This window comes from Desulfatiferula olefinivorans (genome assembly GCF_054657895.1).
Genome location: NZ_BAAHXV010000030.1, coordinates 1 through 23,971, shown reverse-complemented (window position 1 = coordinate 23,971; position 23,971 = coordinate 1). Strand labels below are relative to the sequence as shown.

At 60.4% G+C, this 23,971-nt stretch carries 20 protein-coding genes; 16 read left to right on the top strand and 4 right to left on the bottom strand.

Annotated elements, in window-relative coordinates:
• Positions 1 to 25 precede the first annotated feature (25 nt).
• Positions 26 to 757 carry a hypothetical protein gene (locus ACYQ11_RS17245; protein ID WP_459925060.1) on the bottom strand — a complete coding sequence of 244 codons (732 nt, stop codon included), beginning with the start codon at positions 755 to 757 and terminating at the stop codon, positions 26 to 28.
• Between the two features lie 148 nt (positions 758 to 905).
• On the opposite strand from ACYQ11_RS17245, the gene ACYQ11_RS17240 reads away from it, so the two are divergent.
• Together ACYQ11_RS17240 and ACYQ11_RS17235 are read left to right on the top strand one after the other, a co-directional pair.
• On the top strand, positions 906 to 1,547 hold the full coding sequence (locus ACYQ11_RS17240) for a TetR/AcrR family transcriptional regulator (RefSeq protein ID WP_459925059.1): 642 nt from the start codon (positions 906 to 908) through the stop codon (positions 1,545 to 1,547).
• Between the two features lie 64 nt (positions 1,548 to 1,611).
• Positions 1,612 to 2,682 (top strand): 4Fe-4S dicluster domain-containing protein, encoded by a 1,071-nt coding sequence (locus ACYQ11_RS17235; RefSeq protein ID WP_459925058.1) that lies wholly within the window; start codon positions 1,612 to 1,614, stop codon positions 2,680 to 2,682.
• A gap of 45 nt (positions 2,683 to 2,727) precedes the next feature.
• On the opposite strand, the gene ACYQ11_RS17230 is transcribed toward ACYQ11_RS17235, so the two are convergent.
• Positions 2,728 to 3,978, bottom strand: a complete 1,251-nt coding sequence (locus tag ACYQ11_RS17230) for a hemolysin family protein (RefSeq protein WP_459925057.1) — start codon at positions 3,976 to 3,978, stop codon at positions 2,728 to 2,730.
• A 311-nt stretch (positions 3,979 to 4,289) separates the two neighbouring features.
• Complete coding sequence (locus tag ACYQ11_RS17225; RefSeq protein ID WP_459925056.1) at positions 4,290 to 5,609, bottom strand: DUF362 domain-containing protein; 1,320 nt, start codon at positions 5,607 to 5,609, stop codon at positions 4,290 to 4,292.
• 1,000 nt (positions 5,610 to 6,609) lie between these two features.
• Between ACYQ11_RS17225 and ACYQ11_RS17220 the strand changes: the two genes are divergently transcribed.
• Positions 6,610 to 7,878, top strand: coding sequence for a 4Fe-4S dicluster domain-containing protein (locus ACYQ11_RS17220; RefSeq protein WP_459925055.1), 1,269 nt, complete (start codon positions 6,610 to 6,612; stop codon positions 7,876 to 7,878).
• A 90-nt stretch (positions 7,879 to 7,968) separates the two neighbouring features.
• On the opposite strand, the gene ACYQ11_RS17215 is transcribed toward ACYQ11_RS17220, so the two are convergent.
• A complete protein-coding gene (locus tag ACYQ11_RS17215) occupies positions 7,969 to 8,463 on the bottom strand; it encodes a YkgJ family cysteine cluster protein (protein WP_459925054.1) in 495 nt (164 codons plus the stop codon).
• A gap of 519 nt (positions 8,464 to 8,982) precedes the next feature.
• On the opposite strand from ACYQ11_RS17215, the gene tssJ reads away from it, so the two are divergent.
• From tssJ to ACYQ11_RS17150, 13 genes are all read left to right on the top strand, one after another.
• Positions 8,983 to 9,519, top strand: coding sequence for a type VI secretion system lipoprotein TssJ (gene tssJ, locus ACYQ11_RS17210; protein ID WP_459925053.1), 537 nt, complete (start codon positions 8,983 to 8,985; stop codon positions 9,517 to 9,519).
• A 1-nt stretch (position 9,520) separates the two neighbouring features.
• Positions 9,521 to 10,891 (top strand): type VI secretion system baseplate subunit TssK, encoded by a 1,371-nt coding sequence (gene tssK / locus ACYQ11_RS17205; RefSeq protein WP_459925052.1) that lies wholly within the window; start codon positions 9,521 to 9,523, stop codon positions 10,889 to 10,891.
• Position 10,892: 1 nt separating this feature from the next.
• Positions 10,893 to 11,576, top strand: a complete 684-nt coding sequence (locus tag ACYQ11_RS17200; protein WP_459925051.1) for a DotU family type IV/VI secretion system protein — start codon at positions 10,893 to 10,895, stop codon at positions 11,574 to 11,576.
• Positions 11,573 to 15,016 (top strand): type VI secretion protein IcmF/TssM N-terminal domain-containing protein, encoded by a 3,444-nt coding sequence (locus ACYQ11_RS17195; RefSeq protein WP_459925050.1) that lies wholly within the window; start codon positions 11,573 to 11,575, stop codon positions 15,014 to 15,016. Before ACYQ11_RS17200 ends, ACYQ11_RS17195 begins: the two co-directional genes overlap by 4 nt.
• The gene (locus ACYQ11_RS17190) at positions 15,004 to 15,780 is read left to right on the top strand and encodes a TagF domain-containing protein (RefSeq protein ID WP_459925049.1); all 777 of its coding nucleotides are present in this window, start codon (positions 15,004 to 15,006) and stop codon (positions 15,778 to 15,780) included. Before ACYQ11_RS17195 ends, ACYQ11_RS17190 begins: the two co-directional genes overlap by 13 nt.
• Positions 15,777 to 17,303 carry a type VI secretion system protein TssA gene (tssA, locus tag ACYQ11_RS17185; protein WP_459925048.1) on the top strand — a complete coding sequence of 509 codons (1,527 nt, stop codon included), beginning with the start codon at positions 15,777 to 15,779 and terminating at the stop codon, positions 17,301 to 17,303. The genes ACYQ11_RS17190 and tssA overlap by 4 nt, the downstream gene beginning before the upstream one ends.
• Before the next feature lie 315 nt (positions 17,304 to 17,618).
• The gene (gene tssB / locus ACYQ11_RS17180) at positions 17,619 to 18,107 is read left to right on the top strand and encodes a type VI secretion system contractile sheath small subunit (RefSeq protein WP_459925047.1); all 489 of its coding nucleotides are present in this window, start codon (positions 17,619 to 17,621) and stop codon (positions 18,105 to 18,107) included.
• Between the two features lie 18 nt (positions 18,108 to 18,125).
• Entirely contained in the window at positions 18,126 to 19,616 is a 1,491-nt protein-coding gene (gene tssC, locus ACYQ11_RS17175) for a type VI secretion system contractile sheath large subunit (RefSeq protein WP_459925046.1), read from the top strand.
• Positions 19,617 to 19,672: 56 nt separating this feature from the next.
• Positions 19,673 to 20,158: an Hcp family type VI secretion system effector gene (locus ACYQ11_RS17170; protein WP_459925045.1), complete on the top strand. Its 486-nt coding sequence runs from the start codon at positions 19,673 to 19,675 to the stop codon at positions 20,156 to 20,158.
• 23 nt (positions 20,159 to 20,181) lie between these two features.
• The gene (gene tssE / locus ACYQ11_RS17165; RefSeq protein WP_459925044.1) at positions 20,182 to 20,592 is read left to right on the top strand and encodes a type VI secretion system baseplate subunit TssE; all 411 of its coding nucleotides are present in this window, start codon (positions 20,182 to 20,184) and stop codon (positions 20,590 to 20,592) included.
• Positions 20,593 to 20,717: 125 nt separating this feature from the next.
• The gene (gene tssF / locus ACYQ11_RS17160; protein ID WP_459925043.1) at positions 20,718 to 22,448 is read left to right on the top strand and encodes a type VI secretion system baseplate subunit TssF; all 1,731 of its coding nucleotides are present in this window, start codon (positions 20,718 to 20,720) and stop codon (positions 22,446 to 22,448) included.
• Positions 22,412 to 23,422 (top strand): type VI secretion system baseplate subunit TssG, encoded by a 1,011-nt coding sequence (gene tssG, locus ACYQ11_RS17155; RefSeq protein ID WP_459925042.1) that lies wholly within the window; start codon positions 22,412 to 22,414, stop codon positions 23,420 to 23,422. Before tssF ends, tssG begins: the two co-directional genes overlap by 37 nt.
• Positions 23,423 to 23,472: 50 nt before the next feature.
• Positions 23,473 to 23,844: a GxxExxY protein gene (locus ACYQ11_RS17150; RefSeq protein WP_459925041.1), complete on the top strand. Its 372-nt coding sequence runs from the start codon at positions 23,473 to 23,475 to the stop codon at positions 23,842 to 23,844.
• Positions 23,845 to 23,971 lie beyond the last annotated feature (127 nt).

The following is a 23,971-nucleotide window of genomic DNA, read 5'->3' as shown; positions in this document are numbered from 1 at the left end:
CAACGGGCGGACCGATGTTTCGGTATTATTGAATCGACTCAATCAGGGTCTGGAAGGTGCCGTTGTCTGTGATGATCCGGAAGCCCCGGACCAGGGTCTCGAAATCCCCGCGTGCCGGACTGTTTTTCTTGACCATCAGTTCCACCATGTGGGTTTGATCGGGAAGAAAGGCATAGTGCCGGCCAAAGCCGGGGTCCATCCGGGCGATCAACAGGGTGGCGGCGGAATCCACCGTATGCCAGAAATCGATGCGGTGATTTTTCAGTTTGAGAAGGTTGTTGGGCAGCTTGGCCTCATCGACCACAAGCCCGGCGGCTTTGAAGGCGGACGTATAGATGCTGCCCATGGAAATGCCCACCCGTTTGCCGGAAAGGTCCCGGTAATCCCGGTAGGTCATATCCGGGAAACGATCCTTGAGATAGACGAAAACCGTGTGGATATCGAGCAGTTTCAGAAAGGCCATCTCGGGTTCCAAATCGGGAAAATACTCCCGCTCGCCCAGAAACATCAAGCCGTTCTCAGGCATGGCGAAGGTCGACAGTGCCCGTTTCCTCGGATAGACCTCAAAGATCACGGCCGTCCCGGTTTCCCGAGCCATGTGATCGAAGGCCTTTTCGAAGAGCCCGCTTCCGTCGCCGACCATGTAGGGGGGATAGGCAAAGGTGATGATACGGATGGGCTCGGCTCCGGCCGCCCCGCCCCAGATCAACACCGGCACGACACAGACCGCCACCCAAAGAATCGCACGCTGTTTCATGAAACGCCCTCCCCGTTCTCTTTGAAATGGTCCTGCCAGTATACCCCCGGGCCGTCCTTTAATCAATGGATTCATGCCGGGGGTCCCGCCGTTTGAAACGGAAAAACGGGGTTGACTTAAAATATACCGAACAGTATATTTTACGACCATGACGGACAGAACACTGAAAAAAACGGATCGCACCCGGGCACTGATCATCGAAAAAGCGGCACCGGTCTTCAACCGGAAGGGCCTTGCCGGCACCACGCTGTCCGATCTCACCTGCGCCACCGGCCTGACCAAAGGGAGCATTTACGGCAACTTCAAAGACAAGGACGATGTGGCCCTCCACGTGTTCGAGTACCACTGCAAAGCCCTGTCGTCGTTTCTCACAAAGGCCGTGGACCGGGAGGCCACCGCGGTCGGCAAACTTCTGGCCATCCCCGAAGCCTACCGCCGTCTCTACCCCCGGATCCTTGCCCACGGCGGCTGTCCTATCCTCAACACGGCCACCGAGGCCGACGACACCCACGAGGCCCTGCGACGAAAGGCCGTCGAGACCATCGACACCATCCGGCAGCAGATCCTTGACCTGATCCATGCCGGGATAAACAGCGGGGAACTTCGTGAAAAGACGGACCCTGCGGATATGGCGGATACCGTGATCACCCTGGTCGAAGGCGGCCTGTTCCTGTCCAAGCTGACCGGAGAGGCCCGATACATCCTCACCGCCCTCAGCCGGATCGACGCCCTGATTCATTCCGCCCGGACCCGACGTGAACCTTTCACTGAAAAAGGAAACACACCATGAAAGATGTGTTCGCATCCACCCGGTTCCAACCGTTCACCCCATCACCATCAATAAGGAAACGATCATGACACACGACATCTACCGCCTGCTTCAACAACGCCTGGACATGTACTCGGTGGGTTTTCCCGCCACCGAATCCGGCATCGAAATCACCATTCTCAAGGCCATGTTTTCCGAAGAGGACGCCGCCCTGTTTCTCAGCCTGTCCCCGATTCTGGAAACGCCGGAGGCCGTCGCCGCCCGCATCGGCCGATCGCCGGCGGACACCGCCGAGCATCTTGAAGACATGTCCCAGCGGGGCCTTTTGTTTCGGGTGAAAAAAAACGATTCGGTCAAATACGGCGCCATTCCCTTTGTCCACGGTCTGTTCGAGTTCCAGGTCAAGCGGCTGGACCGGGATTTCGCCCGGCTGGTCGAGACGTATTTCGATCAGGATTTTTTCAAAGCCATGGCGGAAAACGCCGGGGGATTCCTGCGGACCATTCCCATCCAGCAGTCCATCGATGTCAGCCAGAACGTGGCGGCCTATGAGGACGCCTGTGAGATCCTGCAACGCCAGAAGCTGATCGTGGTCACCGACTGCATCTGCCGGAAACTGCGCGAGACCACCGGGTCGGGATGCGGAAAACCCCTTGAGACCTGTTTCATGTTCGGGTCCATGGCCCAGTATTACCTCGACCACGACATGGGCCGGCAGGTCGACGTCGACGAGGCCGTCGGCATCCTCACCGCGTCCCATGAGGCCGGTCTGGTCACCCAGCCCGCCACGGCCCAGAACCCCGGGGGCATGTGCAACTGCTGCGGCGACTGCTGCGGCGTGCTCAAGTCCCTGAACCTGATGCCCAAACCCGCCGAGATGGTCTTTTCCAATCACTACGCGACCATCGACGCCGAAGCCTGTGTAGGCTGTGAAGCCTGCCTGGACCGCTGCCAGATGGCGGCCCTTGCCATGGACCGGGACAGCAGGGCCGTGGTCAACCTGGACCGCTGTATCGGTTGCGGCCTCTGCGTGACCACCTGTCCGTCCGAGGCAATCCGCCTGACGGCCAAAACGGCCGATCGCCTGAAAGTGCCCCCGGCCACCAGTGCCGAGCAGATGATGGCCCTGGCGAGCCGGCGGGGAATCCGTTTTTAAATCGGGGTGAAAGGGTTGAGAAGGCTTCCGGTGACCCCGGAAGCCTCATTCGGGAAGGGATTTGGTCACGGTCTCGTCGCCCGAGTCATCGTCCGGCAGCGGATTCGAATCGGCGTGGGTCCAGTCCATGATATCGTTTTCGATACCCAGGGCTTTGGCCCGATCGATCCACAACTTCCGGGCAAAGGCCCGCATGTCTTCGATCTTGTCGATTTCATCGATAATCTCCACGCCGATCAGGGTTTCGATCAGATCCTCCAGGGTCACCAGCCCCCGGGTGGCTCCGTGGTCATCGACCACCAGGGCGATGTGCTGGCGGTTTTTCAGGAAACGTTCGAGAAGAACGGAAACGGAAACCGTTTCCGGGACCAGAAAAATATCGCGTTTCAGGGCCCCCAGGGTTCCGTCGCCTTTGCCCCGGGCTTTTTTCAGAAGCACATCGTCACGCAGGACAAAGCCGGTGATGTCGTCGATGTCGGTCTTGTACACCGGCAACCGGGAAAACGGAGACACGGCGATCTGCTGAAGGGCCTCGGTGACGGTCAGATCTTCGGACAGGGCCGAAATCACGGTGCTGGGGGTCATCACATCGGACACCCTCAGGGACCTGAGCTGCATCAGATTCCGGATGATCCGGGATTCGTTATCCTTGATGTCGCCGGTCTCGGCCCCCACCCGGGCCATGGCCATGAATTCGTCCCGGCTGAACACCCGGATGTCCTGGCCCCTTGAAATGACGGCGGTCAGCTTTTCCGACAGCCAGACGATGGGGAAAAGGATCACGATCAGCATCCGCACGAAAAACACCGTGGGGCCCACCAGCCGGTTCCAGTAAATCGCGCCGATGGTTTTGGGAATGATTTCCGAGAAAAACAGGATCATCAGGGTCATGGCCGCGGAAAACAGGCCGAACCAGGCACTGCCGAACACCAGGTTGGCCTGTGCCCCGGCCCCGATGGCACCCACGGTGTGGGCGATGGTGTTCAGGGTCAAAATGGCGGCCAGGGACCGGTCCACGTTGTCCTGTTTAAGCTGTTTCAAACGGAGGGCCCGTTTGGGCCGCTTGTCCATCTCCCCTTCGATGTAAAGGGGCGTGACGCTCAGAAGCACCGCTTCGGCCACCGAACACAGAAAGGAAAAAAAAAGGGCCAGAAGCATGTAGGCGACCAGCAGGACCACATGGATGTCCCCCGGCCCGCCGGACGTTCCGTCAAGGGCCAGGGCCTCGGTCGCCGCAGCCAGACCGACCGCCGCCGCGCCCATGATCCAACGTGATTTCGGAGACGATGCGTTCATCAAACGATTTGATTCTCCTGATTGATGGTCCCGTAAAAAAGCAGCCTGTCCGCAGGACGCCGCCCTGATTGACCCATGGGCATACGGATCCCATACGACCCGAGCCATGAAACAGGCCATACTTACCATCCCCGGAGTCACTTGTAAACGACCATCGCGGAATCCTTCAGGTCAATCGCATGTTCGTATCTCCTTCCGTGGGACCGGCTCATGCCCGTCAGACGATCGCGACTCCGATCGGGATTTCACATGACTCTGGACCCTTCCCCGCAGCATGGCACCGGCCGTCCCGGATTTTCAGGCCCGGAGCCTCACTCGCCTACCCGATAGAACTCCTGGGTAAACGCCGGGTTGTTCGCGTACTTGGCCATGAACAGGGCCGGGGCGAAGTCGAAGGCCTTGAACATATTCTCGTCGATGGGAATGCCCGCCTTTTTCACGCCCTCGATCAGCTTGTCCATGTCCGGCGGACAGCCGGGGACCAGGATCGGGTCCTTGATGTCCGGGTTCTTCCGGTTCAGGGTCACCTGGCATTTGCCCATGAGGATGGTGTGATTCATCGCAGGGTCGGGCATCATCATCTTGCCGGTCAACACCTGGACCTTGTCAAAGGGCGTGCCCTGGTAAGCGCTGCCGATGGCCACCTGCAGGATGCCCACGACGGCCGAACAGTAGGTACACAGGCTGTGGTCGTATTTGGGAAAGGAAAGGCCCGTCACCCCCCGTTTGATCATGTTGGCGGGCAGGGTGTTTTCCGGATTGTAGGGATAGTCCCAGGCATGGGGGCTTGCCACGTTTTCCAGGGGCTCCCCCACCAGTTCGACGGACGAGACCGACGGTTCCATGCCCCTCTCCCGGCAGCGGATGGCCAGATGACGGATCTCGGCCGGATCGAAACCCAGGGCCGCCGCCCCCACGATGTCGGCGGAAACGATGTCCGACGAGGCGATGAGAATATCGCTTCGTCGGGCGTTCCCGGTGAATCCGGGGCCCTTTTCCAGGGTGTAGATCCCGTCGATGACGGTCACCACATTGTCCACCACCGCGGACAGCTTGGCCACATGGGCGTCCAGGTCCATGATCATGCTTGGCGAATGGCAGCGTTTGCGGCTTTTTTTGTCGATGCAGCCCTTGAGGTTCTTGAGCGCCAGCGACACCTTGGTCTGGGCGTGGGTTTTCAGAACGGGCAGGTCCACCACCAGATCGGCGTTCAGAAGATCCTCGGAAAATCCCAGTTCCACCCCGTCTCCCAGGTCCACGGATCGGAAGGGCCCGTCGAAGATGTCCTTGATCACCAGATCGTACTTTTTCGCCAGGGTGTTATAGCCCAGGGTTTCGAAGGCGTGACGCCCGGTGGTGGTGTCTTTGGGGTCGGTGGTCACCGTGCCTTCACTCACGATAATCTTTCCCGCCCCGCGATCCCTCAGCTGCCGGACCACGTCCTCCAGGACCCGGGTGGTGGTGATCACGCCCCAGGGCGGCATATCCACCACACTGGACCAGAACACGATGTTGGGTTTGATAAAGACCGTGTCCCCCGGTTTCAACCGGTCGAGGACCCCGGCAAGTTCGATGGCTCTTGCGACCGATTCTCCCGGTTTTTCATATCGGACGATGCTGACCTTGTTCATGATGTCTCCCCGTTTGCATGGATGAATGTCCGGCCGTCACCCGGCTCCACGCCGGACCCGCGGCCCGACCCCAACGATGTATCACGATGCATGCCGGCCCACAAGCCCCCGAAGGATCAGAGCCCTGGCCCGTCCCCGACGGCGGGTTTCATCATATGCGACGAACCGCCCGTCAAATATGGCGAAAACGTTTTATCCGAAGCCGAGGACAATCGAAAATACCGGAGTCGATCCATTCAATCACCCGGTCGCTGCGCTCCCTGAAGGACAAGAAGGAAGCATGGTTTGTCACAGCCCGCCACCGCCATCGTGAACGTGCTCGTGACAGTAAACGTGAACGGCATGAATCCATGAAGCCCATGTGTTTTTATGAACAGACATGCGATTGCCCCGGACCGAGAACCAGAGCAATCGCATGTTTCATATCCTTCAAGAAAAGTAAAAAACGACCTTCGTGAGAATCTCAGTGGATTGATCTCAGATCACTCCTGTGAACTTAAACACGTCATCCGTGCCGGCAGGAAAGACACCGCGTGAGCACACGACACCCTCTTTGTGACTTTGTGTCTCCGTGAGAAATCACTTAGACCGTCCCCTTCGGAGATGCCGGTTTAATCGTTCTCACAGAGTCACGGAGACACAGAGAACGCCGGACATGCCGGGGCATGTCGCACGGCAACGGCCCTGTGGGCATCCCATGCCGTGACGGGAAAGAGCCCCGGCTCGTTTTCGTCATGGTCAAAGCATTCAACCACCCGGTCGCTGCGCGCCCTGAAGAGCGCGAAGGAAATGGGAGGTGTCAATCCCCGATACACGGCATTTCATGAATCGCTCCCCACAGAGCATGACCCACGGGTCGTGCGGGATAGACATGCGATTGCACCGGACCGGGAACAGCCCATGGTTGACGGAAGACATCAAAGGGCGTATGGATGGTCAATAAGCGTCTGAGCACCACGCCCGCCCCATCGCATCATCCCGTGATCAGGAGGATCGACCCATGGCCCATCATACCCGGCCGTCCCATGTGTATGCCCGGCTTGCGGAGCGGCTCAACCGGTTCCCCCAGGGCTCACCGCCGTCCGAGCTGCTGTTTGCCATTTTGAAGATGCTGGTCAGTGAAAAAGAGGCGGGGCTGATGGCCCGACTGCCCATCCGGCCGTTCACGCCAAAGGATGCCGCAACGGCCTGGGGCATGGGCGTAAGCGAGGCCCGGAAGGTTCTGGACACGCTGGCGTCCCGGGCCATTCTGGTGGATATCCCCCACGGCGGCGAACTGCGCTACTGCCTTCCCCCGCCCATGGCCGGGTTTTTCGAATTTTCCCTGATGCGGGTAAGGAACGACCTCGACCAGAAGGCCCTCTCCGAACTGTTTTACCAGTATCTGAACATGGAAGAGGACTTTATCCGGGAGCTTTTCGTCGAGGGGGAAACGCCCCTGGGCCGGATTTTCGTCCGGGAAGAAACCCTGACCGAAGACGCGTCCCTCCAGGTGATGGATCACGAACGGGCGAGCGAGGTGATCCGCACCGCCTCCCACATCGGCATCGGCCTGTGCTACTGCCGCCACAAGATGAGCCATCTGGGCCGGGCCTGCGGGGCTCCCCAGGAAATCTGCATGACCTTCAACACCTCCGCCGCCTCCCTGGTCAAACACGGCCACGCCCGGAAGGCGGACGCGGCCGAATGCCTGGACCTTCTGGCCCGGGCCAAGGAGGCCGATCTGGTCCAGTTCGGCGAAAACGTCAAACGGCGGGTAAATTTCATCTGCAACTGCTGCGGCTGCTGCTGCGAGGCCCTTCTGGCCATCCGGCGGTTCGGTCTGGTCCGGCCGGTTCATTCCAACTTTATCGCCGAGATCCGCGACAGCGCCTGCGTGGGATGCGGCCGCTGCGCCGCCGCCTGTCCCGTGGACGCCGTCACCTTCACCCCGGCCCCAGGCGGCCGAGCGGGGAAAGCCCATGTGGATCCGTCCCTCTGCCTGGGCTGCGGAGTCTGCGTGCGCCACTGCCCCACGGAAGCCGTCGTCATGCAAAGCCGGCCGAACCGGGTACTGACCCCTCTGGACACCACCCGCCGAGCCGTGATCATGGCCGTCGAGCGGGGCACGCTCCAGCATCTGATCGTCGACAACCAGGTGCTTGTGAGTCACCGCGCCCTGGCGGCGGTTCTGGGGGTGATCCTCAAACTGCCCCCCGTCAAACGGGCGCTGGCCGCCCATCTGCTCCAGTCCCGCTACGTCAACGCCCTCATCGACCGCCTGGCTTAGACGGCGACGGCCTAACCCGTCACAAAAAAAGGCGGGCGCACCGAACCGTGTCCGATGCGCCCGCCTGTCTTTTATCCTTTATAACGTCGATCAGCGACCCTGACCGGCCTGTGCTTTTTCGCGCTTCAGCTCGGCGTACAGTTCCTGCTGCCAGGCCACGGCTTTATCCATGGGCATGTCATGCTCGGCCAGCCAGGCGTAGGCGTCGGGCTGCTGGGAGATCAGGCAGGTCATATCGAGTCCGATGATCCCTTCGGCCGTGAACATGTAAGGATGAAGCTGGCAGAGTCGGGGCCGGACCTCAAAGGGCAGGACGCAGCCCTGGTCGCCAAGGTACATGCAGCTGCGGTCTTCCTTGCGTTTAAAAATTTTCAGCCGTCCGTCGGGCTGGAGCACCAGGGGCACCCAGTCCGGATCGTAAAAGGGCTCCAGGTACCAGGGCTCGGGATACTCGAACACATAGAAATCCCTGTGTCCGACATGGGCGGCCACCCGGTCGATGTCCTTGTCCGTGATAACGATCTGACGATTCACACAGCAGACGTTTCCAGCCTTTGCGCATTCACAACAGGGTATGAATACCATTTCGTACAAACTCCTTGAATATGGGGGCAATTTGGATATTTTTTTCTCTCATGCAGACGTTGGCGGGTGCATGTTCGAACCGAACATCTCAATCTATACGCCCGCTCTTTCAAATAATCAAGAGGACGAATGGGGCGGACAAAAAAAACCGGTGGCCACCGGCCCGGATGAAGGATACTCCAGACATCACTATTTTCAATCATTTTAACCGAAAAAGACCCAAACTTACCTTTAAGGTAAAGTTTTGAACGTCTTCGGCTTCCAAAAAAATCATCACAGAGTGTTGTCAACAGGCAAAAAATATAATATAGACCCCCATGACCCAGCCTCGGTATCGGCCCTCGTTATATAAGGCATAACGTCATTCCGCGGCAACCCCGGTGTTTATCGGCGTGATTGATACGGTAAATATTCATCTGGACCCTCTTTTCGTCATCACCGTCATTCTGATTATCGTTCAGATGATTTGTTTCCCCAATCACCACATCATTGCACGATTCTGTATCAAGGAGCCTTTTTGTGAAACGAACCATCCCCATCGCCCTGTCGGTCCTTCTGATGCTGCTGTCCGCCTGCATGCTCCCCCCGGCCGCGCCCCCCGACTGGCAGATGCAGAAAGAGGGCATCGTCCTCAATCTGAAGGCCGACCGGCGGCTGAACGAATCCAAGGGCACGGCCTACACCCTGTACGTGGTCGTGTACCAGCTGATCAACCCCAACACCTTCAACCGGATGATCGACGACCAGGACGGCCTGACCCGGCTGCTGGAAAGCAGGATCTTCGACGCAAGCGTGGCCTCGGTGAAAAGTATGATCCTCTATCCCGGGAGCGACGTGACCTATCGGATGGACCGGGCCGAAGGTGCGATGTACGTGGGCATCGTGGCCGGCTATCATGTCATGGCCAAGGAACGGATGGCCCGTCTTTTCCACATCCCGGTTGACGTTAAATTCACCAATATCCTGAACCTATCACGCAAGCTTGTTCCCTCAAAGCTGGAAATCAATCTCACCCTCGGACCCCAGCAGATCGACGATACCAAGGAAGAAAAATAAGATGGAAAAATCCCTGTTCTGGCACCAGGGTCTGTTTCTTCAGCCCCAGCATCTGCAGCTCAACGATCTGCACCAGCAGTCTTTGTTCACCCCCTATCATCAGTGGATCAAGCCCTTTCTAAGCGGCGTTGCGTCCCTGTCCATCCGGGAGTCGGCCCTGTCCAATTTTTCCTTTCAGATCGATGGCGGGTCCTTCTGGTTTCCGGATAAAACCTATGTGGTTCTGTGGGAGAACGCCGTGATCGAGCCCCGCTATTTCAAGGACGACTGGCAGGACGGGGACAAACCCCTGACCGTCTACCTGGGACTTCGTAAAAACGATCCCAGAGGCGTCAACGTCAGCGAGGCCGACCCGAGCCGGCCGACCCGTTATTCGGGCAGCCCGAATCCGGAACACATTCCGGATCTCCACCAGGGTGGCCACACGGCCCCGGTCAAACGCCTGGACTACGCCCTTCACCTTTTCTTCGAAACGGAAATCGACCGCCTGGGCGCCTACGACCTGATCCCCGTGGCCCGGATCGTCCGACAGGGCGACGAGGTCCGCCTGGATCGGGAGTATGTGCCGCCCTGCGTGGCGGTCACCGCCTCCCCGGTTCTGGCCGGCCTGGTCCGGGATATCGCCGAGAAACTGGCCTTCCGGGGACGGGAACTGGAGTCCCACAAAAAGAAGCGCGGCATCCACAACGCCGAATTCGGCCCCCGGGACATGGTCTACCTTCTGGCCCTCCGGTCCTTCAACCGGTACATCCCCTGGTTTCAAAGGCTGAACGAGGACACGACGGTCCACCCCTACGATCTTTACACCCTGATTCGGCAGATGATCGGCGAGCTGTCGTCTTTTTCCGACACCCTGGACGTGCTGGGCCGGGACGACAACGGAAAGGGGGGCATGCCCGCCTACGACCACCGGAACCTCTGGGCCTGCTTTTCCAGGGCGGGGGTGCTGGCCTCCGCCCTGCTTGACCAGATCACCGCCGGGCCCGAACACATCCTGCCCCTTACCTGCGAGGACCACCGCTTTTCCTGCACCCTGTCCGGCGACCATCTTTCGGGCGACAACCGCTTTTACCTGGTGGTCCGCACCGAATCGGACATCGGCGAGGTTCTGGACGCGGTGGACATCGACGTCAAGGTCTGCTCGCTCAAAGTTCTGCCCCTGCACATCGAAAGGGCCCTTCCCGGCGCGCGGCTCGAGCACCTGCCCGTACCGCCCCAGGAACTGCCCCGGCACCGGAATGCCTCCTATTTCCTCATCGATCAGCACGGCGATCCCTGGTCCCGGATCGAAAAGGACCGGTCCCTGGGGGTCCACTGGAACAGCCCCCCCGGCGACATGACCATGGAACTTTTGATCGTCAGGAGAAAATGACATGCGGCTCAGCGACTGTTTTGCGGACCTGATCGCCTATGCGTCCTACGGCGTCCGGACACCCGAACGCCTTCCCGCCTCCGCTGCGGATCTGGCACAACGATTCGGCACCCTGATCGACCGCTGTGAGGACAGGCGAATCGACGGCGGTTTTTCCCGGGAGGATTTCGACCCGGCCCGGCTTGCCGTGGTGGTCTGGATCGATGAAACCATCATGACCTCCGCCTATCCCGATAAAGCCGCCTGGCCCCGGCACCTGCTCCAGCGGACCTACTGCAAAACCACCGACGGGGGGTTCGTTTTTTACAGCACCCTGGACAACCTGACCGCCGACCAGGACCCCGTCCGAGAGGTCTTCCTGCTCTGTCTGGCCCTGGGCTACTGCGGACGCTACGGCCACCGGGAGCAGGACCGGCTGACCCGCGACACCCTGAGGCTTCGGCACCTTCGAAGGCTGACCGGATCATCGGACGGCCTGACCGGCGACGACCTCGGGGAACGGCTTTTCCCCGAAGCCTACGGCGCCGGGGAGATGCCCGACGGCCCGGCCAAACCGTCCCGACGACGCCGTCTGCCCCTCATCGGCCTGGCCCTTATTCCCGTCGGCGTCTTTGTTTTTCTTTTCGCGTTGTACCGCTTCATCCTGGACAATGAAACGGCGGTCAACCTGGTGAACGGATCATGAACATGCTTTTGCGTCTTTTTTTCCTGCTGATGACTCTGATCGTTCTGATCATCCCCATCCTCCTGTCCGTCCGGCTCGACCGGGGCCCCTTTCCGGGCCTCCTGGTTTCCCTGGGCATCGTCAGTCTGACCCTCATGGTTCTTTTTTTCCGGGCGCTCTGGTTGAGACACCGGGAAAAAAAATTCATCGACGGCATCCTGGAGCATCCGGACCCAGGCCGAAGCGGCTCAGACAAACAGCTGTCCAATGAACTTGCCCGGCGCTTTAAACAGGTGGTCGGCGAGCTGAAAACATCGCGGCTCAAAAGCCGGGGCAATCCCCTGTACGTGCTGCCCTGGTTCATGCTGATCGGCGAAAGCGGGTCGGGAAAAACCACGGCCATCACAAATTCGAGGCTTTCGGCCGGATACACCACCCTGCCCAGGGCCGCCGGCGTGTCGGGCACCAAAAACTGCGACTGGTGGTTTTTCGACCAGGCCATCATCATCGACACCGCCGGCCGCTACGCCGTCCAGCCCGATGAAACCTCTGACAGCGCCGAATGGCGCCTGTTTTTGTCCCAGCTGGCCCGCTACCGGAAAAAAGAGCCCCTAAACGGCCTGGTGGTCACCGTGTCCGCCGACCGCATTCTGACCGCTGCCGCCTTCGACCTTGCGGAGGAAGGGCAAAAAATCCGCCTGCGCATCCAGGAACTGATGCAGTGCCTGGGCGCCTCCTTTCCCGTTTACCTCCTTATGACCAAATGCGATCTGATCCACGGCATGCGCGAATTCTGCGATGTCCTGCCAGCCCCGGCCCATGATCAGGCCTTCGGATTTCTGGATCTCCTGCCGGATCAGGACCGGAACGGTTTTCTCGATCGGGCCTTTGACGCGCTGGGCAAACGCATCCGCCGTATCCGGCTTCGCCTGGCCCACGCCCCGGGCAGGGAGAAGGTCAACCCGGATCTGCTCCTGTTTCCCGAGGAGTTTCATCGTCTGAAAGAGGGCCTCACCCCCTTTGTCGCGGCGGCCTTCGGCCAAAGCACCTTTCAGGAGGCGCCTCTGCTCCGGGGCATGTATTTCACCAGCGGCCGCCAGTCCGGCAAGCCCCTGTCCCATTTCATGCAATCCTTGAACCTGTCCCCCCGGGACAGCGACCTAACCCCGTCGGACAAAAGCTATTTCCTTCACGATTTTTTCAGCCTGGTTCTGCCCGGGGACCGATCCCTGGGCCGGCCCACCCAGCGAACGAAGGACGTGCGCCGGAAAACCCGAATCACGGGCCTTGCGGCGTTTGCCCTCTGTGTGGCCTTGCTCTGCGGCCTTCTGAGTTTTTCCTTCGCCCTGACCCTGTCCACGGTCAAGCAGGTCCACCGGGATTTTGCCGGTCCCCCGACCCTTTCCGGCGATGTGATCGTCGACCTCAACACCCTTGAAACCATGCGGCAGATGGTTTTGACCATCGAAAGAAGAAACCGCTCCCGGTGGCTGCCCCGCTTCGGACTCCGGCACGGGGATGCCGCGGAAAAGGACATGAAAGCCCTTTACTGCCGCAGCTTTTTCACGGATTTTCTGGGCCCCCGGGATCGTGACTGGAACCAGACCGTACTTTCGTTTGACGCGAAAACGCCGGGTGATCGCATCGGCACGGCCCTGTCCCTGTATGCCCGGCGCATCGGTCTGATGGAAGGGTTTGAGGCCGGCCACTCCATAGACGAAGCGGCGGAACTTCCCGGACCGGATTTCCGCCCCCTTTCGTTTGACCCCAACGCCGCCGTGATTCCCGAGGTTCTTACTCTTCTGGACCGCCAGTACCGCCACGCCCTGGCCTGGGAAACGCCCGACAACCGACGCAGGGCCCTGGCGGCCATGAAAGACCGGTTCAAGCATCTTCTGATCGACCGGAACCTGCCCCTTGATTTTCTCGTCACCTGGGCCAACACCAGGGGCGCGTCCATCACCCTTGAGGATTTCTGGAAGGGCGGCAATAGGCTCAAGGACGAACGGACCATTCCTCCGGCTTACACCGTGGACGGCTTTGGGGCCGTCGCCGGATTTCTGGACGAACTCGAGGGGGCCCTTGACCAACCCCTTCTGCTGGAAACCCGGAAAACGGCCTTTCTGGACACCTACCGCCGGAACTACCTGGACACCTGGGGGCGGTTCGCCCGGCAGTTTCCCGAAGGGGCCTTCACCCTGACCGGCCGGGAGCAGCACCAGGCAGCCGTCCGGGCCATGGCCGGTCCGTCCAACCCCTATTTCGTCTTTCTCGATCGTCTTTCCGACGAAATCAGTCCCGGCCTGACCGACGGGGAACCCCCGCCGTCCTGGGTGGATCTGGCCCTGTCCCTCACAGGCATCCGCCATTACGAAGCACGGGAAGGTGAGGCAGAGTCATCGGGCGCGGCCGCCACCCTGGCCAAAAAGGGGGCGCGCCTGCTGGGCCGGGCCGGACGTCTGGCGACGGCATCCGCCCCCGCACCGGACCTGATGGTTCACGCCGAGCCCTTCAAACGCTACCGTGACGCCATGGCCGCCATGGCCCGGGCCTGCGGGTCCGATGCCTCAGCCTTTCATCTGGCGTCCCAGGTGTTCGCAGAAGACCCGACAGGCGGGCAGTCCAGCCATTTTGCCGCACGGCGGGCGTCCGAGGATCTCAAGGCGGCCCTGTCCGCCCATCAGGACGAGCGGGGCGTGTTCGTTCGCCTGCTCGACGGCCCCGTCGACTATCTGTGGAGCCGTTCCGTGCGCGGGGCCGCCTGCCGCATCCAGGCCATCTGGGACGAAACGGTGCTGGCCGAGATCCAGGGCGTCCATGATCCCAAACAGACGGCCGACATGCTTCTGGGCAAGGACGGCCTGGTCAAAGCCTTCACCGCAGGCCCCGGTGCGTCCTTCATCGGCCGGGACAGCCGCCGGGGGTATTTCGCGAAAAAAGTCGACGGAGAAACCATGCCCTTCCGCCCGGAGTTTCTGTCCTTCCTGACCCGGGGGGCCTGGTCGGCCCGTTCCGCGCAGAGCCTCTACAAGGTCAAGATCGACGGCCTGCCCACGGACGCCAACGCCGACGCGGCGATGATGCCCCATGTGACCAAACTGGAACTGCAATGCGCCACAGGCGCCCAGAGCCTGGACAACTACAACTACCCGGTCAGCCATACCTTCGAATGGTCGCCCGACGAATGCGGGGATGTGAGCCTGTCCATTCTCATCGGGCCCCTTTCCCTCAAAAAAACCTACACGGGTTTCCGGCCCTTCGCCCGATTTCTCAAGGATTTCGACAAGGGCGGGCACACCTTCTACCGCATGGATTTTCCGGATCAGGGGCCGGAACTCAAACGGATGAACATCAAGTTCATCAAGGTCAAATACAGAATCTCCGGCGGGGGGCCGGTCATGACGCTGCTGAACATGGAAGCGGGAAAGCCGCCCGGAGAAATCGTCTCGTGTTCAAACTGATCGGCAAGCCCCCCGAATGGAGCCTGGCCATCTTCGGTAAACACCCCGTCGCCGGGGACTATCTGTCCCTGGGCCGGGTGACCCCCCTGCTCAAGGGATTTTCCGCATGGATGGACGCGGGCTACGAGACGGTCCGACCCGAGGCCCGAAAAGGCCAGGGCTGCTGGCGGTTCTGGGCCAAGGGGCCCAACGGCAAGCTGATCTGCGGCATTGTGAAAACCAGCCGGGACTGCCACGGCAGGGCCTACCCCCTGATGATGGCCGGTGAAGGCCGCCTTCCGGACACGGGCAGGGACTGGGATCTGATGCCCGTCGCCTGTGAGTCCACCTGGCAGGCCCTTTCGACCCTCGGCGAGGAAGAAAGCCCGTCCATCGTCCATCTGACGCGGCGGCTGCTGTCCATCGACGGGCCGGCGCCCCGCTGGGAAACCTATCGCAACACGTGGGAGGCGACCCGCGGGCAGGGCATGTCCGTAAACCGTCCGGCACCGCGTTCGGATTTCATGAACAAGATGAACAATATCGACGGCCTTTCGCGACGGTCCCATTTCAGCGTCCGCATCGACGTGGGAGGGCAAGGGGACGTGCTGATCCCGGTCATTAAACTCCTTACGCTGCTCAAAACCCGCTCGAAAATCGAGCCTGCCACGGTGTTCATCGGGGAACGGCCGGGGGACCGTCGCCTGACGGTCATGAAACGGTCCCTGACCCCCCGGGATTTCAAAGGGCTCTGGGAAACCGGAGCCGTGGAGGACCCGTCATGATGATCGATCTGGGCCGACGGCCCATCTCCGAAGCCTGCCCCCAGGGCGAGGATGTCCGCTACCACGATCTGTTTCTGGCCCTGGATGCGGAAATGAGCAAACGAACCTCACCCACGGACCGTGACGGATTTTCCTGGCAGACGGTCCTCGATCTTTCAACCGAAATTCTCACACATCAGGCCAAGGATCTTCTGGTGGCCGGGTATCTGGCCGTGGCCCTGCTGCACCTGAAGGGCGGCGAGGGGCTCGAGGCGGCCTCGATCCTGATCGCGGACCTGATCGAGCATTTCTGGGACACCCTGTATCCGGCCCCCAAACGACGGCAGGGCCGCATCGCCGCCCTTTCCTGGTGGGCCGAGCGGACGGGCGAGGCCCTGGCCGCCAACCCGGACATACGGCTTCCCGAGGATCGGATCCGGGCCGTCACCCACCGTCTCGGCGACGCGGACCGTTTCCTTGCAGAGCATTTGCCCGGAGCCCCCGGTCTTGGGCCGCTGATCCGGGCCATCGAAGGCCGCATCGGCGCGGAAACCAAAACGCCGGGCCCCAACGCGCCGTCGCCTCCCCCGCCGCCGGTGCCCGCCGCCCCGTCCGTCGTCCCCATGGCCGACCAGCCCGAGGAGGCCGTCAAACAACTGATTCCCCTGTTCCAGAATATCAAGCAGACCGCCAAACTGCTTCGGCTGGAAAACGACCGGAACCCCCAGGCCTATCACTGGCTCCGTTTCGCGATCTGGGAACCCCTGCGGGCCCTGCCGCCGTCGACCAACACCATCACGCGCATACCGCCGCCCCAGAGCCAGACCGTCAGCCGGCTGAACCATCTGGCCGACCAGCGGGACTACCCGGCCCTGATCCAGGCCGCCGAATCGGCCCTGGCCAATCCCAAAAACCTTTTTTTCCTGGAACTGAACCTGTTCACCTTTCAGGCGCTCGATGGCCTGGGCCCCTCCCATCAGGCTGCGGCCCGGACGGTCCTGACGGACACCGCCCTGTTCATCGAGCGCCTGAAAGGCCTGGAGCAATTGCTGTTTTCAGACGGAACACCTCTGATCAACGAGAAAACATCAGAATGGCTGAAAACCGTTGATTACTCGTTGAACCAGTCGGACAATCTATCTGATGCTTCATCTGACACGACAGTGGACGCATTGAGAGATGAAATAAAGACCATTCGGGAACACGTGAACGATCATCGGGATCTTCCCCGGGCCGTCGCCGCCTTCCAGGCGCTGGCAGGCCGGTGTCCGGCTAAAAAGGACGCCCTGCCCGTAAGGCTGGAGCTGGCCCGCCTGCTGGCGTCGGAAAAGCAGGACCTCACCGCTGCGGCCCTGCTGGAATCGATGATGGACGACCTGGACCGGCACGGCCTTTCCGCCTGGGATCCGGCCCTGTCCCTGGCGATTCTGACCCTTTCGGCCAAGGTATTCCGGCGTCTTCCCGAGACCCGCTACCGGGACAAAGCCGCCGATGTCCTGGTGCGCATCGCCGCCCTCGACCCCGGCCGGATTCTGGCCCTGTAACCGTTCAGTACACCAATCGACTGATCAGCCTTGACACGTTAAAAAAATAAAAGAAAAAGATTGACCTCAAAACTGAATCGAATTATAAGCATCTTTTTCTAAAAGTGTGTTACAGAGGAACCCGCTTTGTTTCCATCTCATGCCGTTCCAGGCGGCTTGCCGGCATCCTCTCACCGTGTTCCAGACACGACCTCCGTCATTGTCTCTAAACCAATGACCCATTCGGATTCACACGTTTCGACGTGACCAATAACCCCATGATGGGGTTCGACTGACGAGAACCATCATCATGCACACCACAGGAAAGGGACCATCATGGCCAAAGACGCTTCCGTCGCACCAAAGGAAAGAGTGAACATCGTCTACCGACCGGCTTCCGGAAACACCGAGGAATCGGTAGAGCTCCCGCTCAAGCAGCTTGTTCTAGGCAATTTTTCCAACCGGGAGGAAACAACACCCCTTGAAAACCGCAGCACCGTCAGCATCGACAAGGACAATTTCAACGAGGTTCTCAAGGCCCAGAAGGTCCGGGTCGACGTGACCGTGCCCGACACCCTGTCCGGCGAGGACGGGGCCGAACTGAAGCTGTCGCTGAATTTCAGCGCCATGAGCGACTTCGGCCCCGAAGCGGTGGCCCAAAGCGTTCCCGAGCTGAAAAAAATCCTCCAGCTCCGGGAGGCCCTGATGGCCCTCAAGGGCCCCTTGAGCAACATCCCCGAATTCCGAAAGAAAATCCAGACCCTCATCGACGACGTCGCCCAGCGGGAAAAACTCCTGTCGGAGCTGGGTCTGTCAACCAAGTAATCCCAAGGAGAATCCATTATGTCTGACGTACAGGAAACAGCCCTCGCTCCGGACCGGCCGGACACGGTCTTCGCGCCCTCGCCACTTCTGGATGAGATCATCGAATCCACCCAGATGACGCCCGAAGACGATGCCTACCACCTGACCCGAAAGGGTCTTGAGGCCCTGATTTCCCAGATGGCGTCCAGCGACGCCGCGGGAGAGAAAGTCACCAAGGCCGTGGTCGACGGCATGATCGCCGAAATCGACCGCCAGATCAGCCGCCAGCTCGACGTCATCCTCCACCACCCCGACGTGCAGGCCGTGGAATCGTTGTGGCGCAGCCTGAAATTTCTCGTGGACCGCACCGACTTCCGGGAAAACAACCGGCTCGAAATCTTAAACGTCAGCAAGGACGATCTGCTGGACGATTTCGAAGACGCCCCCGACGTGACCAAATCCGGTTTGTACAAACTGGTGTACACCAAGGAATTCGGCCAGTTCGGCGGGGAACCCTACGGCGCCATCGTCGGCAACTACGCCTTCGGCGCCTCCCCCCGGGACATCAAACTTCTGGGCTACCTGGGCAGCGTGGCCTCCATGGCCCACGCCCCGTTTATCGGCGCGGCGGCCCCGTCCATGTTCGGCCTGGACTCCTATGAGGGCCTTGCCCGGCTCAAGGATCTGAAATCCATTTTCGAAGGGCCCCAGTACGCCAAATGGCGATCCTTGCGGGAATCGGAAGACGCACGCTACATCGGCCTCACCCTGCCCCGCTTCCTGCTCCGGCTGCCCTACGGCAAAGACACGGAACCGGTCAAGGCCTTCGACTACACCGAGGATGTCGGCACGGACAGCGCCCACTACCTCTGGGGCAATGTCAGCTTCGCCTTCGCGGCCAATATCTACGAGAGTTTCGCCAACTACCGCTGGTGCAGCAACATCATCGGCCCCCGGGGCGGCGGCGCCGTCGAGGACCTGCCCCTGCACCGATTCGAGGACATGGGCGCCATCCAGAGCAAGATCCCCACGGAAGTGCTTCTCTCCGAACGCAAGGAATACGAACTGGCCGAAGAGGGGTTCATCGGCCTGACCATGCGCAAAGGCAGCGACAACGCCGCCTTTTTCTCGGCCAACTCCATCCAGAAACCCAAGGTCTTCCCCGCCACCGAGGAGGGGAAACAGGCGGAAACCAATTACCGGCTGGGCACCCAGCTGCCCTACATGTTCGTCATCAACCGCCTGGCCCATTACCTGAAGGTGATTCAGCGCGAAAACATCGGCACCTGGAAGGAAAAAGTGGATCTCCAGCGCGAACTTTCCGAATGGATCCGCCAGTACGTGGTGGACATGGACAACCCCCTTCCCGGCGTCCGGAGCAGACGTCCCCTGCGCAAGGCGGACGTGACCGTGGACGACGTGCCCGGCGAACCCGGTTGGTATAGAGTGGGCCTGAAGGTTCAGCCCCACTTCAAATACATGGGAGCATCCTTCACGCTCTCACTGGTCGGCAAGCTCGATAAAGAATGACGGCTTCGTAAGACATCAAAGAACAACCATTTAACCGAAAAGGAGAAACAGTCACCATGCCAATGACCTCACACATGGAAATCACCGGCAAGAACCAGGGCAAGATCGACGGGTCCTGCGACATGGACGGACGGGAAAACACCATCCTCGTCTATGCCCTCGACCACAAGATCCATATCCCCCGTGATCCCCAGTCCGGTCTGCCCAGCGGCAAGCGCATCCACGGCCCCCTGACCATCGACAAGGAAATCGACAAGGCCTCCCCCATGCTGTATCAGGCGTTGTGCACCGGTGAGCAGCTGAGCGACGTGACCATCAAGCAGTACCGGATCGACCCCACCGGCGCCGAGGAACACTACTTCACCATCACCCTCGAAGACGCCATCATCGTGGAAGTGTCCCCCTACATGCCCCTGGCCTTCCTGTCTGAAAACGAACCTTACCGCCACATGGAAAAGGTGTCGTTCACCTATTCCAAAATCAAGTGGAAACACGAGGTGGACAGCAAGGAGTCCGAAGATTCATGGAAGATTCCGGCCTGATGCCGAGCCCGGGGGATTGAGGGATGAGAGAAAAACGTCTGTTCGAACGGCTCCGGACCGGCAGCATCGGCCCTGGGAAACACGATGCCGAACGCACCGGTGACCGCATCGCCTCGGTGATCGATCACCTGAAGAAGCTCTTGAACGCCAGACAGGGGACCACCCTGATGGACCCGGGCTTCGGCATGCCCGACATCACCGATCTTCGGGCCACCTTTCCGGATTCGGTCCGGGACATCGAACGCACCCTGTCGCTGACCATCGAACAGTACGAACCCAGACTGGCCCGGGTGGAGGTCCGCTTCATCGAACAGGACGAACGGATGACCCTGTACTTTCACATCCGCGCCCTGCTCCGGTCCGACGGGACGTCACGGCCCATCCATCTGGAAAGCGCTCTTTCCCCCAGCGGACGCATGATTGTCCGCCACTGAGCTGTACCTCAGACCTGCACAACCGCAGGGCTGTCCAAGAGAATATGTGTTGGCGCACATATTCTCTTTTCATCTTCATGGTCCGGCCCGACGGATCGGACCATGAACATGGAAAGGAAACGACGATGCTAAACCCCTATTATCTCCAGGAACTCCGGCACCTCCGGGACATTGCCCGGGCCTTTTCAAAGGAGAACCCGGCCATCGCCCCCATGCTCGAAGAGCCCTCGTCCGACCCGGACGTGGAGCGGCTTCTCGAAGGGGTGGCCTTTCTGACCGGCGCCATCCGCCAGAAGCTCGATGACGAGATTCCCGAAGTCATCCACGACCTGCTGCGCCAGGTCTGGCCCCAGGCCCTGAGACCCCTGCCTTCGGCCACCCTCATCGCCTTCAGCCCGGAAAAACAGCTCAGTGAGACCTGCCGGATCGAGGCGGGCATCCAGATCAACTCCCTGCCTGTCTCGGGAACGGCCTGCCCCTTTCGAACCTGCCAGGCCCTGGATCTCCACCCCTTAAGCATCCGGATGGTCACCGCCGAAGATCCGCCGGGCGGACGGCCCCTGATCCGGATTTCCTTCCGGCTCCACAACCGGCCCGTGTCCCGGTTCCGGCCGTCACGGCTTCGCCTTCACTTAGGCGGCCGCTACGCCGAAGCCGCCGACCTTTATCGCCTGCTGACCCGGAACCTCAACCATATCCGCCTCCGGGCCAAGGGCGATACTGCGGCCTGCGTCCTGGGGCCCGAATGCCTGACACCCGGCGGGTTTTCCCCACGCGAGGCCCTTTTGCCCCGGCCGTCGAACGCCTTTGACGGCTACCGCCTGATTCAGGAATTTTTTCTGATGCCCGAAAAATTCCTGTGCGTGGACATCACCGGCTGGGACGCCTGGACCACATCCCAGACCGGTGGGGATTTCCATCTGGAATTCGTGATCGACAAACCGGACGGCGCCTTTATTCCGTCGGATCCGGGCAGTTTTGTGCTGGGGGTGGTTCCGGCCGTCAATCTCTTTGCCCGGCATGCGGACCCCGTTCTGGCCGATCACAGAAAAAGCGACTATCCGGTCCGGCCCAGCGGCGAACCGTCCGGGCATTATCAGGTGTTCAGCATCGAATCGGTGTCCGGGGCCATGCACGGCACGGCAAAGCCCGTCACCTTCACGCCCTTTCACAGCTTTTCGGCCGGAAACGGGGCCTGTGTGTATCACGAAAACCTGAAAAAGAATCCGGTGCGGGACGCCATGGACGTGTCCGTGACCCTGGCCTATGCCCCGGACCTGGACCTCAGCCGCCTGAAAAGCCTGTCCTTTGACATCCTCTGCACCAACGGCACCCTTCCCGAAGCCCTGGGCGACGGGGACATCTGCGCCCCCTCTCCAAGCACCCCGGAGTTCGTCACCGCCCGAAACATCCGAAAGCCCACGACAGCCGCCCTTCCGGCCCTGGGCAACGAGAGCCTGTGGACGCTGACCTCCCTTCTGACCCTCAATCATCTGAGCCTGGGTCATCCGGATCATCTCAAGGCCCTGCTCCGGCTGTTCGTCGCCGAAGGAAGGCGGGACCGGACCAGCCGCCGCATCAACCAGCGGCGCATCGACGGGATCCGGGGCCTGACCGCCACACCGGGAGAACGCCTGATCCGAGGGGCCATGTTCCGGGGCGTCGACATCCGCCTGACCGTCAGCCTCAGTCACTTCGCCGGACTGGGCGACGTCTGGCTGTTCGGAACCCTGCTCGATCGTTTTTTCGGCATGTACGCCCCGATCAACACCTTCACCCGACTGACCGTAACCGACAATGACACCGGAGAAGCCTTTACATGGCCGGAACGTATGGGCGACCAGCCCCTGATCTGAAAACCGAACTTCTGGAACGGGGGCCCTCCTTTTCCTTTTTCCAGGCGCTGCGCCTGCTGAGACGGCTAACCGCCGACGATGACGGAGAAGTCCCGGGCCTTCGCGCCGACCATGTGCGGATACGGCCCCATCTGTCCCTGGGTTTTCCCGCCGCCGGCATTGCCTCGATCACCGAATCGGAGCCGGGGTGTTTCACGGTCAGCCCCAACCTGATGGGCCTCTACGGCAGCGCCTCTCCCCTGCCCACCTTCTACAGCGAAGACCTGCTCGACGAGGCCTCAGACGGCGGCCGCACCCTCCGGGACCTGTTCGATGTGATCAACCACCGGATCTACGAACTTCTGTTCGACGCCTGGACCAAATACCGCAGCATGCTGACCCTCATCGAAAACCGGGACCGCTCGGCCATGGACCGGTTTTTCAGCCTGATCGGCATGACCCCGGAAACCCTTGGCGCCGTCTTTCCCCAGCCGGAGGCACTGCTGCGGTACACGGGCCTGCTGGCCATGAAAACCCGATCGGCCGCAGGCCTGGAAGCCCTGATCGGAGACGCCCTCGGCGGCATCCCCGTCCGGGTCATCCAGGGGATCGAGCAGGAGGGCCGGATTCCCGACGACCAGCTGGCCCGCTTAGGGGAAACCCTGAAACTCGGCCGGACCTCGACCCTGGGCCGCACCGTCACCAGCCGGAACGGAGCGATCCGCATCGAGCTCGGCCCCCTGTCCGACCGGGACTACCACCGCCTGATCCCAGGCGGCACGGACCACGATATTCTCTCGGCCCTGATCACCCTCTATCTGAACCAGCCCCTCTCCTGGGACCTGGAACTGATCCGGAACGCCGTCTCCGCCCCCACGACCCTCTGTCTGGGCGGCGACACCTGCTCCCGTCTGGGCCTGGACACCTGGCTCTTCTCCGAAACCGGCCCCGACGAATTCCGCACCCGCTTCACCCCAACCGGAAAGGCGGCGTAAATGAAGCGTGATGCTAATATTCACCACGGAGACCACGAAAAAGTAACATTATGAAATTTGACCTTTTATCAAATATTGTTATCGGATGTGCGATTGATGTGCACCGCGTTTTAGGCCCTGGATTACTGGAGTCTGCTTACGAACAATGCCTTACTTACGAATTATCTGTGAAAGGCTTCAATTTCAAACGTCAGCATCCAATGCCAGTATCTTACAAGGATATCCATCTTGACTGTGGCTACAGGGTCGATGTGATGGTTAACGATTCTCTTATCATTGAGTTGAAAAGCGTGGACAAACTGCAAAAAATCCACCAGGCCCAATTATTGACTTACATGAAATTAGCCAAAGCGAAAGTCGGTTTGCTGATCAATTTCAACGTATTGAGAATTAGAGACGGAATCAAACGAATGGTTTTATGAAACGAAGGGAAAAAACATTGTTTTTTTCTTCGTGACCCTTCGCGCTCTTCAGTGAGCGTAGCGAACGGGTGGTCAAATAAACACGGTGCATTACCGCAAAATTAAAACCATGGCTGGTAAGGCATCT